The sequence below is a fragment of the Paracoccus salsus genome, assembly GCF_021556615.1.
Classification (GTDB): Bacteria; Pseudomonadota; Alphaproteobacteria; order Rhodobacterales; family Rhodobacteraceae; genus Paracoccus; species Paracoccus salsus.
Map to the genome: position 1 here is coordinate 430443 of NZ_JAKGGD010000001.1, position 15257 is coordinate 445699.

General features: G+C 67.0%; 11 protein-coding genes. 2 read left to right on the forward strand and 9 right to left on the reverse strand.

Annotated elements, in window-relative coordinates:
• Positions 1 to 38 precede the first annotated feature (38 nt).
• From hflX to dusB, 9 genes are all read right to left on the reverse strand, one after another.
• Positions 39 to 1370, reverse strand: coding sequence for a GTPase HflX (gene hflX, locus L1965_RS02155; RefSeq protein WP_235754755.1), 1332 nt, complete (start codon positions 1368 to 1370; stop codon positions 39 to 41).
• Entirely contained in the window at positions 1371 to 1604 is a 234-nt protein-coding gene (gene hfq, locus L1965_RS02160; protein ID WP_235754756.1) for an RNA chaperone Hfq, read from the reverse strand.
• A gap of 172 nt (positions 1605 to 1776) precedes the next feature.
• Positions 1777 to 3393 (reverse strand): potassium transporter TrkG, encoded by a 1617-nt coding sequence (locus L1965_RS02165; RefSeq protein WP_235754757.1) that lies wholly within the window; start codon positions 3391 to 3393, stop codon positions 1777 to 1779.
• Positions 3394 to 3415: 22 nt separating this feature from the next.
• On the reverse strand, positions 3416 to 4792 hold the full coding sequence (gene trkA, locus L1965_RS02170; RefSeq protein ID WP_235754758.1) for a Trk system potassium transporter TrkA: 1377 nt from the start codon (positions 4790 to 4792) through the stop codon (positions 3416 to 3418).
• 579 nt (positions 4793 to 5371) lie between these two features.
• Complete coding sequence (gene ntrX / locus L1965_RS02175; RefSeq protein ID WP_235754759.1) at positions 5372 to 6763, reverse strand: nitrogen assimilation response regulator NtrX; 1392 nt, start codon at positions 6761 to 6763, stop codon at positions 5372 to 5374.
• The gene (locus L1965_RS02180) at positions 6760 to 9024 is read right to left on the reverse strand and encodes a sensor histidine kinase NtrY-like (RefSeq protein WP_235754760.1); all 2265 of its coding nucleotides are present in this window, start codon (positions 9022 to 9024) and stop codon (positions 6760 to 6762) included. The genes ntrX and L1965_RS02180 overlap by 4 nt, the downstream gene beginning before the upstream one ends.
• A 73-nt stretch (positions 9025 to 9097) precedes the next feature.
• Positions 9098 to 10543 (reverse strand): response regulator, encoded by a 1446-nt coding sequence (locus L1965_RS02185; RefSeq protein WP_235754761.1) that lies wholly within the window; start codon positions 10541 to 10543, stop codon positions 9098 to 9100.
• A gap of 11 nt (positions 10544 to 10554) precedes the next feature.
• Positions 10555 to 11673, reverse strand: coding sequence for a two-component system sensor histidine kinase NtrB (locus tag L1965_RS02190; RefSeq protein ID WP_235754762.1), 1119 nt, complete (start codon positions 11671 to 11673; stop codon positions 10555 to 10557).
• Complete coding sequence (dusB, locus tag L1965_RS02195; protein ID WP_235754763.1) at positions 11670 to 12671, reverse strand: tRNA dihydrouridine synthase DusB; 1002 nt, start codon at positions 12669 to 12671, stop codon at positions 11670 to 11672. Before dusB ends, L1965_RS02190 begins: the two co-directional genes overlap by 4 nt.
• Positions 12672 to 12900: 229 nt before the next feature.
• On the opposite strand from dusB, the gene L1965_RS02200 reads away from it, so the two are divergent.
• Together L1965_RS02200 and L1965_RS02205 are read left to right on the forward strand one after the other, a co-directional pair.
• A complete protein-coding gene (locus tag L1965_RS02200) occupies positions 12901 to 14283 on the forward strand; it encodes an L-serine ammonia-lyase (RefSeq protein WP_235754764.1) in 1383 nt (460 codons plus the stop codon).
• 107 nt (positions 14284 to 14390) lie between these two features.
• Entirely contained in the window at positions 14391 to 15224 is an 834-nt protein-coding gene (locus L1965_RS02205) for a COG3650 family protein (protein ID WP_235754765.1), read from the forward strand.
• Positions 15225 to 15257 lie beyond the last annotated feature (33 nt).

Consider the following 15257-nt stretch of genomic DNA (forward strand, 5'->3'; position numbering starts at 1 on the left):
TGCGCCACATATCCCGGAACCGGTTCCCGGGGAGGCCGTCAGTCTTCGGGCTGCTCCAGTGCCTCGAAGCCCGCCTGCTGCCGCGCCGTCCAGTTCAGGTGCAGGACCAGCCCGTTTTCCCCCGCCTCCTCGCGCTCGACCACGCCGGCCTCGTGAAGCCAGGCGCGACGGCGCCCGTCCGCGAAATCAAGGGTCACGGCGGCCGCATGTCGCGGCTCGTCGAGGGCTCTGGACAGATGCGCGTCGATGGCCCGGACAAGATCCTCCATGCCCTCGCCCGTCAGGGCGCTGACGGCCTGGACGCCTTCGGTACGGGCATCGGTGCGGCGCAAGGCGGCCCGGGTGTCGGCGCTCAGCGCGTCGATCTTGTTCCAGACCTCGATCAGTTCGACGTCTTCATCCACGCCCAGGCTGTCCAGGATCTCGGCCACGTCGGCCGCCTGTTCCTCGGTTTCCGGGTGGCTGATGTCGCGCACATGCAGGATCAGGTCGGCCTCGAGAACTTCCTCAAGCGTGGCGCGGAACGCCGCGACCAGTTCGGTCGGCAGGTCGCTGATGAAGCCGACGGTATCGGAAAGAATGATCTTGCGACCGCCGCCGCCGCCACCGGCATCGGGCAGGCGCACGGCGCGCATGGTCGGGTCCAGGGTCGCGAACAGCATGTCCTTGGCCATCACCTCGGCGCCGGTCATGCGGTTGAACAGCGTCGACTTGCCTGCGTTGGTATATCCGACCAGTGCCACGATCGGGTAAGGAACCCGGGCGCGGGCGGCACGGTGCAGCGTGCGCGTCTTGACCACTCGCTCAAGCTGCCGCCGCAGTCGCGTCATCTGGTCGTCGATAGCCCGGCGGTCGGCCTCGATCTGCGTCTCGCCGGGTCCGCCAACGAAGCCCAACCCGCCGCGCTGGCGTTCAAGATGGGTCCACGCGCGAACCAGCCTCGTGCGCTGATAGGACAGCGCGGCCAGTTCGACCTGCAACACACCTTCGCGGGTGCGCGCCCTGTCGGCGAAGATCTCGAGGATCAGGCCGGTCCGGTCCAGAAGCTTGACGTCCCAGTCCTTCTCCAGATTGCGCTGCTGAACGGGCGTGACGGGACCATCGACCAGCACAAGCTCGGCCTCTGCATCGCGCAGCCTGTCACCGATCTCGGCCAGCTTGCCCTTGCCGAACAGCGTGCCAGGATTGGGATCGCGCAGCCGTGCGACCTCGGCGCCGACGATCTCGGTTCCCGGCAGCGCCCGAGCCAGGGCAACGGCTTCGTCCAGCGCGTTTTCGGGCAGCCGTCGCTGGGTGCGGGAATGACCCAGATCGGGATGGATCACGAAGGCGCGCGTGGGACGCGCCTCGGTCGCGGTCGGTTCGGCCAATCAGTCCTCGCTTTCGTAAAGCGAAATCGGCTGGCCCGGCATGATCGTGCTGATCGCGTGCTTGTAGACCAGCTGCGACTGGCCGTCCCGACGCAGAAGGACGCAGAAATTGTCGAACCAGGTGATCACGCCCTGAAGCTTGACGCCATTTATAAGGAAAATCGTCACCGGCACTTTCGCCTTGCGGACGTGGTTCAGAAAGGCATCCTGCAAATTCTGCTTGTCATTGGCCATACGCACTGTCCTGCTGGTGGTTTCCTGAGGCTTTCCCAACATCTATGTCAGCCAACGGGGCCATGCAAGATCGGGCGGACCAGGGAAAAATCAATCGCACGGGCCCGGCTGCGGCTGTCGCTGAAAGTGCCGTGCCGTATCGCGCCCGGAACAGGATCCCCGTCGACGCAGCCTAGCGGCGCCAGAAATCCGGCGAGAACAGCGCGATGATGGCCAGCGTTTCCAGCCGCCCCACGATCATCGCGAAGGCCAGGATCGTCTTGGTCATCGCCGGCAGGCCCGACCAGCCCTGCCACGGCGCCGAGGCGATTCCGGCGGTGCCGTCAAAGGCCGGAGTCAGCGGGATCGCGGCGGCAAGCGGGCCGGTATTGGTCAGCGCGGCGATCGACAGGATCGTCGCCGTTTCGAACTCGATCTGCTTGATCGACACCAGCGCGACGGTGACCGCGATGGACATGGCAAACAGCATGAAGAAGATGAACGCCAGATAAGCGCCTTCGCGGCGCAGCCGACGCGCAATCCGCCCGCCGCCTGCGACCGAACTGGGATGGATGATCCGCTCCATCTCGCGCTCTCCGTGCCGGGCCAGCGCATAGACCCGCAGCAGCTTGACGCCGCCCGCGGTGGTGGCGACCCCGCCGCCCATCATCGCCAGCCCCGCCAGGATCAGGCCGGGAGAGGTCAGCCCGGACCATGCGCGCGAACCCTGCCAATCCACCGAGTTCCAGCCCGTCGTGGTCAGATAGCTGAGGGCATTGAAAAGCCCGCCCCAGAAAGCCGACAGCGCGTTCCGCAGATCGGCCATGATGAGGGGCGCGGCCGGACCCTCGCCGGCAGCCTCGATCGCGCCCAGGAAATGCCGCATGAACAGCACGAGGGTGACCAGCGTCACCAGTCCGGCCGCCATCTTCAGTTCGGGATCCTCGATCATGCGCTCGGTCGCGCGCAGTTCTCCGCCGCCCGGCCAGAAGCGTCGCGACAGGGCCGGGATCAGGAACAGGAACACCACCATCTCGCCGGCCACACCCGAGCTTTCGCCGGCCGGCCCGATGACCGGCGAAATCCCGCTGGTCGCCAGCGTGCCCATCGCGCGGCACAGCGCCACCAGCGAGTCGTCGCCAAGCAGCAGCAGGACAAGCCACATCAGCAGGGTCAGACCGGCATAGACGGGCAGCACTTTCTGGGCGCTGCGCAGCAGTCGAAAGGCGGGATCGTTCAGTTCGGTGCGGAATTCCGGCGCGGACAGATGCGGCTGCAACGCGCGCGGGTCGGACGATTCGGGAAGCTTCTGGAACCGCTCATCGCGACCATAGGGACTGGACATGATCTCGAACCCGCCCACCCGAAGAGGCGCGAGGACGGCAATGGCCGACACCAGCATGAAGAACCCGCCCATCCAGCCGACCAGCGCGCGCCACAGATGCAGCGGCGCGGGCAGCAGATCTGCGGAATACAGCGACGCGCCGGTGGTGGTCAGCGACGACACCATCTCCCACCAGGCGTTGAACATCCCGGTATCGGGCAGACTTTCGGCAAAGGGCACCGCAAGGATCAGCGGCAGCAACGCCATGGCCGCCAGCATGCTCAGCAACGTGTCGCGGGCCCGGCCGCGGCGCGGATTGGCAATCGTCGCCAGCCCGATCATCCCCGAGAGGATCAGGATCATCAGCGCCGAATAGAAGAAATGGCGCGCGATCGCGTTCTCGTTCACCACCGAGGCATAGGCTGCGGGAACCAGCATCGACAGCGCCGCGATGACGGACAGCTGGACCAGGAAGGGTTGGCGCATGAGCGGCGACAACGGCGCGGCCTCAGAAGAAGTCGATCGAGACCTGCAGAAGGCGCTCGACCTCCGGCACGTCCTTGGTCAGCGCGAAGATCAGCACGAGATCGCCCTCTTCGATGCGGGTGTCGGACGACGGCTTGATGATGCGGTCGCCCTTCTGCACCGCGCCGATCAGCACGCCCTCGGGAAACTCGATATCGCGGATCGCCCGCCCCGACATCGGCGAGGTCGACAGCACCTGCGCCTCCATCACCTCGGCCTCGGCGTCCCCGATCGAGTAGATGTCGCGCACGCGGCCATGCCGGATATGGCGCAGAATGGTCGAAACCGTGGTGGCGCGCGGATTGATGTAGGCATCGATATCCAGCGCCCCCATCAGTGGCACCAGCGTCGGGTCGTTGATGAGCGAGATGGCCATCTTGGCGCCGGCCTGCTTGGCCCGGACCGCTGCAAGGATATTCGTCTTGTCGTCGTCGGTCACGGCAAGCACCGCATCGGCGCTAGGCACGGCGGCCTCTTCCAGCAGTTCCGCCGACAATCCGTCACCGTTCAGCACGATGGTCCGTTCCAGCCGGTCGGCGGCGTATTCTGCGCGCGCCCTGTCGCGTTCGATCAGCTTGGCCCGGATCCGGTCAGCCCGAGCTTCCAGCGTCCGCGCAACGGCCAGGCCCACATTGCCTGCACCGATAATGACCACGCGTTCCTGTTTTTGCGGCGGCTTGCCGAAGATCTCGAGCGTCCGGTTCACATCCTCGGCATGACTGAAGATATAGATCTGGTCGCCCGCGAACAACTGATCGCCCGCCTCGGGTGCGAACAGCCGCCGGTCGCGCCGCACGCCCGTCACGATCGCGCGCAGGCTGGAGAAAATCTCGTTCAGTTGCCGCAGCGGGGTGTTCAGCGCCGGGCAATCCTCTTCCAGCAGGATGCCCAGCAGATGCATCTTGCCGCCCAGAAACGTCTCGACATCGAAGGTCGAGGGGGCTGACAGGCGTTGCAGCGCGGCCTTGGCGACCTCGCGTTCGGGGCTGATGACCACGTCGATAGGCAGGTGATCGGTGCGGTAGAGATCGGAATAGATCGCGTCCAGATAGGCGCTGCTGCGCAGTCGGGCGATCTTGCGGGGGATCTGGAAGACCGAATGCGCGACCTGGCAGGTGACCATGTTCACCTCATCCGAATAGGTCGCGGCGATGATCAGGTCCGCGTCGCGCGCCCCGGCCCTGTCCAGCACGTCTGGATGGCTGGCAAATCCGGTGACTCCCTGCACATCCAGAGCATCGGTCGCCCGGCGGACCAGCTCGCTGTTGTTGTCGATGACCGTCACGTCGTTTCGTTCGCCTGACAGATGCCGGGCGATCTGCCAGCCGACCTGTCCCGTCCCGCAGATGATGATCTTCATCCCAGCCCTCGTGCCGATGCGGCGAACCGCCTTGATCCTTGCCTAAGGCGCGCCGTCGTCTCGCGCAACCATCCTCGCATGCACCGCCACGGCCACGCAGCGGTCACGACCGAGCATCATGGCGTCCGCTCTGCGACCCTTGAAACGTGACCAGCTAGCGCTTAATAGTTAACCATGGGTAAACTTGACCCAAGCCAGAAAGAGATGAGGCAGACGACCGAATGCGAATGCCGATATCCTGTCCGCCAGATCGCACAGATGCATCCGGTCACGCGCGATCCTGATATCAGGCAATCCGCGCCGCTTCGTCTCGACCGCATGTCGAGTCCTTGCCGCTTAAAACAACCCGGGCCAAGACAGCCGTCAGAACGGAGATGGAGAATGCCAAGGGTGACCGGCCGCGGTTTCGTCTGCTCCCGCCGCCGTTCACCGCCTAGCATCATGTTTGTTTCCCCCGAACGCCGTCACCAGTCAGGCTGGCTTGGGCGTGGTCGGCGGCGCTAGATTGGCAGTGCGTCGCCGACCACGTTCGATTTTCCCCGTCCGATACGCGTCGCCTTGACGCCGGAAGCGGCCCCGTCACTTGCCGGTCAACATCTCCTCGTCAGTGCGCAGGCCGCCGACGACCCCAAGCGACTTGAGCTTGCGATGCAGGGCGCTGCGTTCCATTCCCACGAACTGGGCCGTTCGGCTGATATTTCCGCCGAAGCGGTTTATCTGAGCCAGCAGGTATTCGCGCTCGAACATCTCGCGCGCCTCGCGCAGCGCCATTGCCGTGATCTGCGGCCCCAGACTCAGCGTGTCGCCATTCTCGGGCGTCGTCCCCTGCGGCTCCAGCTCGGTCGGCTGGATCGGGCCGCTTTCCTCGGCCAGGATCAGGACCCGCTCGATCACGTTGCGAAGCTGCCGCACATTGCCCGGCCATCGCATCGCCTGCAGCGCGGCGACGCTTTCCTCGGGCAGCTCGCGCGCCGGCAGGCCCTGGGTGCTGTTGAACTGTTCGATGAAGTGCCGGGCCAGCAGCGCGATGTCCTCACGCCGCTCGGCCAGCGAGGGCACCGCGACCGGCACGACGTTCAGCCTGTCATACAGTTCCTGCCGGAACCGGCCGGCCGCGATCTCGGCCGTCAGGATCCGGTTGGTGGATGAGATCACCCGCAGATCCACCCGCACCTTGTCGCTGCCTCCGGCGCGGCTGAACTGCTGTTCGGTCAGCACCCGCAGGATCTTGGGCTGGGTCCCCAGCGGCATGTCGCCGACCTCGTCGAAATAGATCACCCCGCCATGCGCCTGTTCCAGCAGGCCAGGCTCGATGCCACGCTCGGCGCTTTCGCGTCCGAACAGCACCTCTTCCATGCGCTCGGGTTCGATGCTGGCGCAGGGCACGGTGATGAAGGCCGCCGAGGCACGCGGGCTGTGCGCGTGGATATAGCGCGCTGCCAGTTCCTTGCCTGATCCGGGCTCGCCGGTCAGCATCACCCGGCCATTCGACTTGGCCACCTTGTCAAGATTGTCGCGCAGCCGCTTGAACGCGGCCGACTGGCCCAGCATTTCGGTCGCTCGGTCCCCGCCACGACGCAAGCTGCTGTTCTCGCGTCGCAGGCGGCTGGTCTCCATCGCACGGTTCACCACCACCATCAGCTGGTCGATGTTGAAAGGCTTCTCGATGAAGTCATAGGCACCCTGCCGGATCGCGGCGACCGCGATCTCTATGTTGCCGTGACCCGAGATGATGATCACCGGCACATCCGGATTGTTGCGCTTGACCTGCTTGAGGATGTCGATGCCGTCCATCCGGCTGTCCTTCAGCCAGATATCCAGCACCATGAGGGCCGGTTCCTTCTCGTTCAGCGCCGCCACGGCCTCGTCGGAATTGGACGCCAGCCGGATATCGAACCCCTCGTCCTTCAGGATGTCCGCGATCAGTTCGCGGATGTCGCGCTCGTCATCGACGATCAGAATGTCGTTCATGTCGTTCCCGCCTCGTCTTTTTCTTGTCTGGTCCTGCGTGTGGCGCCGCGCACCGGGTGGCGCTCGCGCGGCAATCGGATCTCGGCCATGGCGCCGTCACGGCCGGGCGCGTCGGTCAGCGACAGGCTGCCGCCGTGTTCCTCGACGATCTTCTTGACGATGGGCAGCCCAAGCCCGGTGCCCTGGGACTTCAGGGTCACATAGGGCTCGAACAGGCGTGACCGGTCGGCCGGCAGCCCCGCTCCGTTATCGGTGATGCGGATGGTCACGCTGTCATGGTCGGCGGCCAGCTCGACCTGGATATGCGGCACCCAGCCCTCGGGACTGTCCTGTGCGCGTTCCTCGACCGCCTCGCCGGCGTTCTTGATGAGGTTGGTGAATGCCTGCCGCAGCATTCCGGCGTCGCAATCCACGATCACCGGCTGATCGGGGATGCGCGCGTCGAGGGCGCCTTTCAGCGCGTCCTGCTGCAGCAGCACTGTCTCGTGCAGCAGGGCGGCAAGATCGGTTTCGGCCCGGTCCGGCTCCGGCATGCGCGCAAAGCGGCTGAACTCGTCGACGATCCTGCGCAGATCGCTGGTCTGGCGGATGATCACATCGACATACTGATCCAGCGAAGCCTTGTCCTCGGGCCCGGCCAGCGGGCCGAATTTCCGGCGCAGTCTTTCCGCCGAAAGCTGGATCGGCGTCAGCGGATTCTTGATCTCGTGCGCGACCCTGCGGGCGACGTCGCCCCACGCGGCCATGCGCTGCGCGCTGACCAGTTCGGTCACGTCGTCGAAGGCCACGACATAGCCTTCCAGACCGCCGGCGGCACCGCGCCGCACTGCCATGCGGACCAGCAGGCTTTCGACCCGCCCTTCGCGCGACAATCGCACCTCGTCCTGCACCGCTTCGGCGACCGAAGCCGACAACTTCTCGAAAAGCGGGGCGAATTCCGGCACGACTTCGGACAGCAGCGCGTCGATGTCGCTTTTGGGGTCCAGCCCCAGCAGCCGGGTCGCGGAACGGTTGACAAAGTCGATCTCGCCCGCCGCATCCAGTCCGATCACGCCGGAGGTGACCGAGGTCAGCACGTTGACGAACAGACGGCGCTGCTCGTCGCTGGCGCGATAGCTTTCGATCAGTTCCTCGCGCTGCGCCTTCAACTGCCGGGTCATGCGGTTGAAGCTTTCGCCAAGCGTCTGGATCTCGTCGCCGGTGTCCGGTTCGGGGACCTGGACATCCAGATCGCCGCGACCGACCTGCTCGCTGGCCACCGCCAGCGCGCCGATCGGCCGGGACAGTCGCGACGCGAACCACAGACCCAGCCAGACGGCGGCCGCGACCAGCAGCAGGGCAAATCCCAGATAGACCAGCGAGAACTCGAACAGGACCTGGCCTCGGGTTTCCTCGAGCCGCCGGTAGTCGCCGACCGTTGCGCGCGTATCGTCCAGCAACCCCAGCAGATTTCCATCCACATCGCGGGTGACGTACAGGTAGCGGTCAGCCAGTGGCGGCAACGCGACCAAGGCGCGGAATTCGTTGTTCTGCCAGTCCTCGATCAGCACCAGCCCGTCGGTTTGCGCCTCGTCGAACTGATCGCTTGCCGGCGCCTCGTACCAGAACAGGTAGCTGCGTTCGCCGCGCGCCCGGATCTGTCCGGCACCGTTGATGATATAGGCCTCGCGCAGGCCACGCTGGATCAGCGCCTGCCCCTGCACCAGAAGCTGTCGCATTTCGCCATCGTCGATCATCGGGTTGGCGCGGCCTGCCTGCGTCAGCACGCCCGCAAGGGCGCGGGCATCCTCGGTCAGGTCGTGGCGATGCTCTTCCTGATAGGCTTCCGCGGCGGCCTGCGATGTCATGACGACCTGCTGGACCCGGTCCGAGAACCAGCCTTCCAGGCCGATATTGACCAGAAGCCCCGCGAACAATGCCACCAGGACGGTTGGCACCAGCGCCAGGCCGACAAAGACGGTGACCAGCCGGGCGTGCAGGCGCGACCCCGCCGCCGAGGCTCGACGCGCCGTTATCAGCCGCGCCATCCGCGCGACCACAAGACCGATCAGGCAGATCAGATAAAGAAGGTCCAACAGCAGGATCAGCCGCAGCATGCGGCTTTCCACGCCGTGGCTGAGCGGCCCCAGCACCGTCATGGTCGCGGCGACCAGGATAGCGCCGATGACCAGCACGCCCCAGGCCAGGACGCCCCGCCATCGCCGTGGCAGCCTGATGCGTGCCAGCCTGTCCCAGCTCAGCCCTGATGCGGACGCTGCCATATTCCCCACTCGCCGTCTTGCGCGGCTTTGCTGTTGCAGCGCCGTAACTCCGGCCCTGCCACCTGTGGCGGTTTTACATCAGTTTGCGGCGGCGTGTCACCTCGATATTCAGCTCGGTCAGCTTTTTGCGCAGGGTATTGCGGTTTATCCCCAGCAAATCGGCGCAACGCAGCTGATTCCCGCCGGTTGCGTCCAGCGCGACCTGCAACAACGGGCGTTCGACCTCGCGCAGGATCCGGTCGTAGAGGCCCGGCGGCGGCAGCGCGTCGCCGTGCAGGTCGAAATAGCGTTGCAGATGGGCCTCGACCGAATCGGACAGCCGGCCATGGCCCGACGCCAGAGGCGTGGTGCCTGCGGCGCCGGTATCGACCGGCGCCGCAGGCACCGAGGACAATGCCGGGGCGTGCGGCACCGACTGCTGGCTCAGCGCCTCGCGCATCTCGGCAGCGGTAATGACCTGGCCGCTTGCGGTCAGGGCCAGACGGCGCATCATGTTTTCCAGTTCGCGGACATTGCCCGGAAAGGGATGGGCGCGCAGCAGGGCCGACGCCTCGTCAGCAAGGCTTCGGTCCGGAAGGCCTTGTGCCACGGCGCGTGCCAGCAGATGCGAGGCCAGCGGCAGGATGTCATCGACGCGGGCCCGCAGCGGCGGCACCGCCACCGTCACCCCGGCCAGCCGGTAATAAAGATCCGAGCGCAGGCGCCCGGACGACACATCGGCCTGCGGATCGGGACCGGTCGTCGCCACGATGCGCGGCGCGCTGGTCCGTTCAGGGCTTGATTCCATCGCCTCGATCAGACCGATCAGCCGCGCCTGGGCAGCCGTGTCGAACCCGGCCGGGTTCTCGATCACCAGGGTCCCGGCACGCGCCTTCTCGGCGGCACGGCTGACGGCGTCCTCGCCGGCATCGGCCGAGGTCAGGAACGCCAGACCCGCCTCGCGCCGATCCGACAATTCGTGGAAAGACCGCGCGATGGTGGACTTGCCGACCCCCGGTTCGCCGGCGATCAGAACCGGCAGGTCGGCGTTCAGCACCCGGGCGACCATCCGGAACAGCGCCTGCATCGCCGGCGCATGTCCGATCAGCGGCATCGCGGGATCGGCGGCGACGCGCGGGGCCGGCGCGGCGTCCGGGACAGGATCGGACTTGCGCGGCTTGCGCGACAGGGCCTGATTGGCCTTGCTCATCAGGTCGGGCAGGTCGAAGGGCTTGGGCAGGTATTCGAACGCCTCTGCCTCGGTCGCGCGGATGGCGGTGACGATGGTGTTCTGGGCCGAGATCACGATCACCGGCAGATCGGGCCGCGCCTCTCGGATGGCGGGGATACGATCGATGCCGTTGCCGTCGGGCATCATCACGTCGGTGATGACCAGATCGCCGCGCCCCTCCTCCACCCATTTCGACAGCTGCGCCAGGCTGCCTGTCGCGTGGACCCGGCAACCGGCACGCGTCAGCGCCTGTGTCAGCACGGTGCGGATGGTGCGATCATCGTCAGCGATCAGAACGGTTCCGTCCATGGTCTGGGTCCTTATGCCTTGGGCAGGGAAATGCGAAATGCGGTGCGTCCCGGTCGGCTGTCCACCCGGATCAGCGCCCCGTGGTCGGTGATGATCTTGCTGACCAGAGCAAGCCCCAGCCCGGTGCCGTTCTCGCGCCCCGACACGAAAGGTTCGAAGATCTGGTCTGCGATCGCCGGGGGCAGCCCGGGGCCGTTATCCTCGATCACGATCTGCAAGGGCAACGGCCGGCCGCCCGGATCGCCGTCCTCCGGTGGCAGGCGCAGCGTGTGGTCATATGCGCTGTGCAGCCGGATGGTCGGCCTTGCGACGCCTGCCAGCGCCTCGGCCGCATTCTTCACAAGGTTCAGGCAGACCTGTGTCAGCTGGTCGGGATCGGCCAGGGCGGGCGGCAGCGAGGGGTCGTAATCGGCCAGGATCCGGACGCGCTTGGCAAATCCGACCTGCGCCGAACGGCGGACCTTCTCCAGAACGTCGTGGATATTGACCGGCACCAGCCTGGGCGCCGAGGTGTCCCCGAATCGTTCCACCTGCTCCAGCAGAGTCACGATGCGGCGCGTTTCGCTGACGATCATCTCGGCCATCTCGCGGTCGTCGGGCGAGGCGTTCATGGCCATCACCTGCGCGGCGCCGCGGATGCCCGCCAGCGGGTTCTTGATCTCATGTGCCAGCATTTCGGCCATGCCGATGGCGCTGCGGGCCGCGGTCCGGACGGCGCGGCTTTGATGGTGCAGCCCGGCATCCTCCAGAGGCACCAGAAGCAAGATCACCGCGCCTCCGGAATCGCCCGCCGGTCCCGCATGGACGGCGGCGTGCCGGTCCTGGTGGCCACCCGCACGGTCGCCGATCTCGAAGCGGACATCGGCCTGATACAGGGCCTCGTCGCTGCTCAGGACCCGGCCGATCAGCGGGCGAAGCGAGGGGCTGACCCTCAGCCGCTTGGCGATGGGGTCCCCCTCGAACGCCTTGCCGATGGTCGAATTGCGCGAGAGGTTCAGCCAGATCTCGGCCGCATCGTTCATGGCCGCGACGCGCCCCTTCTGGTCAAGGATCAGCGTCGGCAGCGGCAGCGCCTCCCAGCCGGGACCGGGGCGAGCCTCGCGGAAATCGGCCGGCCGCGGGCAGGTCATGCCGCCATCCCCCCGGCATCTGCGAATCCCCGCCGGATCAGCGCGATCGCCGCCGCGGGGCTGTCGGCGCGCAGCATCTCGGCGCGCAAGGGGGCGCCGTTGGCTTCGGCATACCAGCCAAGATGCTTGCGGGCGACGCGCAGCCCAAGCTGGGCGCCATAGAAAGCGAGGATATCCTCGTAATGCTCCTGGACCGCATCGGCCAAGGCCGCGCCGGTGGGAATGTCGGGTGCCGGCGTGCCCCAGATCTGGTGGGCGATCCTCGCCAGCCGCCAGGGCGCACCCTGCGCGCCCCGCCCCACCATGACCGCTTCGGCGCCCGAGGCAGCGATTGCCGCCAGCGCCGCCTGCGCGTCCACGATATCGCCGTTGGCGACCAGCGGCGGTCGGTTGGGAATATTCGCGACCTCGGCAATCCGCGACCAGTCGGCGCGACCCTTGTAGAACTGCGCGCGCGTCCGGCCATGGACGGTCAGCATCCGCACCCCGGCGTCGGTCGCGCGCCGCGCCAGTTCGGGAGCGTTCAGGCTGTCATCGTCCCAGCCAAGCCGCATCTTCAGCGTCACCGGTACGCTGACCGCGCCGACCACCGCGTCGATCAGACCAAGCGCATGGTCCAGATCGCGCATCAGCGCCGCCCCCGACAAGCCGCCGGTCACCTTCCTGGCCGGGCAGCCCATGTTGATGTCGATGATCCGCGCGCCCATTGCCTCGACGATGCGCGCGGTCTCGGCCATGGCCCCGGCCTCGCGGCCGGCGATCTGGACACTGACGGGCAGGGCGCCCTCGGTCAGGGCCTTGGCGCGCACCGAAGCCCGCGTCGAGGGTCGGTGCGTCACGATCTCGGTCGAGGTGACCATTTCGCTGACCATCAATCCGGCCCCATGGCGCGCCACGGCCCGCCGGAACGGCAGGTCGGTAATCCCCGCCATCGGTGCCAGAAACACCGGCGGTCCCAGTCGCGTGTCGCCAAGGATGATCGGGGCGGGCAAATGCATGATATGTTCCTTCACCCTGGCTCGGCCGCGCCGCAAGGACCGCACCCCGGCCCCGGCCCCGGCCGCCTGCGGCCCGACCGCTATTGCACATTAATTAGACAGTTAGCAACTTTTTCAGGCAGTGGCGAGCCCTCGCCCATGTCGCAACTATCCCGTGCAAGCGTCGCATCCGTGGTGGTATCGCCGCCCCGCTGCTGATTAGATGCCAGCGAAGTCGCAAGGGGGCCGCATGTTTCTGTCGGTGTTTGATCTGTTCAAGGTGGGCGTCGGTCCGTCGTCTTCCCACACCATGGGGCCGATGGTCGCGGGAGCGCGGTTTCTGGACGCGCTTCGCCAGCAGCCGTTCCGGGCCCACGGGCTGAAGGCCAGCCTGCACGGCAGCCTTGCCTTTACCGGAAAGGGACACGCCACCGACCGCGCGACCATTCTCGGTCTTGCGGGATTCGTGCCCGACAGCATGGATGCCGAGGCCGCCGAGGCCGCGCTGGCCGCCAATCGCGAGACGCATCTGCTGACCCCCGAAGGCCTGGGCCCGATGCAGTTCGACCCCGACACCGACCTGCGCTTCGACTATGACCACGCGCTGCCCGGTCACGCGAACGGCATGACGCTTTCGGCGACCGACGCGCAGGGCGACGTGATCTTTCGTCAGGTCTATTATTCGGTCGGCGGTGGCTTCGTGCTGACCGAAGAGGAACTGGCCCGCAAGGGTGACGAGGACCGCAGCGATGCGTCGTCCAGCGTTCCCTACCCGTTCGCCAGCGCCGAAGAGATGCTGGCGATGGCTGAAAGATCGGGCCTGTCCATCGCCCAGATGAAGCGCGCCAACGAGCTGGTCTTCCGCAGCGAGGCCGAGCTGCGCGACGGGATTGCGCGGATCTGGCAAGTGATGCGCGACTGCATGGATCGCGGGCTGACGACCGGCGGCACCCTGCCCGGCGGTCTGAACGTGCGTCGGCGTGCCCGCGCGATCCACGAAAAGCTGATGGCAGAGCGCGGCATGAACCTGACGGCTCCGCACGTCATCAACGACTGGATGTCGACCTATGCGATGGCCGTCAACGAGGAGAATGCCGCCGGCGGCCAGGTCGTGACCGCCCCGACCAATGGCGCCGCCGGCACCCTTCCGTCCGTCATCCGCTACTGGCTGGACCATGTGCCCGGCGCGACCGAGCGCGAATTGCCGGACTTCCTGCTGACGGCAGCGGCCGTCGGCGGGCTCATCAAGCACAACGCCTCGATCTCGGGCGCGGAATGCGGCTGTCAGGCCGAGGTGGGCAGTGCGGCCGCCATGGCCGCGGCCGGACTGGCCGCGGTGCTGGGGGGCACGCCCCAGCAGGTCGAGAACGCAGCAGAGATCGCGCTGGAGCACCATCTGGGAATGACCTGCGATCCGGTGAGGGGCCTGGTGCAGGTGCCGTGCATCGAACGCAACGGACTGGGCGCCATCAAGGCTGTCAGCGCGGCCAGCCTGGCCATGCGCGGCGACGGCACGCATTTCGTGCCGCTGGACGCCGCGATCGAGACGATGCGCCAGACCGGCCGCGACATGAGCGAGAAGTACAAGGAAACCTCACTTGGCGGGCTTGCGGTGAACGTACCGAACTGCTGAGCCCGGTTGCGGCGATCTGTCGCCATTGTCAGGGCGCGGCGCTTGCCCCTGAGACCGGCGGTTGCTAACGCTTGGCGAACAGTGATCCATACCGAAAAGGCCGCCCGATGTCCTCGCGTCTTGCACTCATTGCCCTTCTGACCCTGTCCGTCGCCGCCTGCGAAGGCACCGGCCTTCCCGGACTGGGCCAACAGGAAGAGCCCCAGGCCGAAGGCCACAAGGGACCACCGGGCGTGTCGCCTCTGGACCAGCCGATCGAGACCGGCGCCGAAGCACGGCCTCTCTCGACGGCAGAGGCCATGACCTACAACACCGCGGCCTTCAGCGCCCGTGGCAACGAGCCGTTCTGGGCGGTGGATGCCGCAGGCAGCACGGCGATCTACAAGACACCCGACAACCAGCGGGGGCGCGCGGTGCGTGTCTCGCGCCTGGCCTTCGCCGAAGGCGTCGAATATATTGGCGTGCTGAATGGTCGGCCCTTTGCCCTCACGGTTCGCGGCACCCCCTGCCAGGACAGCATGTCCGGCGAGCGATTCCCGATGTCGGCCGAACTGAAGGTTTCGGGCCGCACCAATCGCGGCTGCGCGGGTCCGGCTTCGGCCGAGGTCGCGGCGGCCGTTTCGGCGACGACGGCGCCCGCCCCGGCCGCGCCGCGCACGACCCGCACAGCCGCGCCGAAACCGGCCGCCACCCGCCCGACCGCCGCACCGGTGCCGACCTCTGCACCCGCCGAAACCCCGGCCCCCGAAGCACCCGCCGTGACCGCACCCGACAGCACGACCGGGCCGGCCAGCACGGCACCGGCGACCGGAACCAGCGCGCCCGCGACGGATGGCGGCATGACGCCCCTGCCGGACCTTCCGATGCGGCTGCCCTCGACCCCGCCGACCATTCCGGCCCAGCCGTCGGCGCCGGCGGAGGCCGAGACGACGGACGAATGATGGCGTTGCAACCCATGCGGCGCAGATGACGCA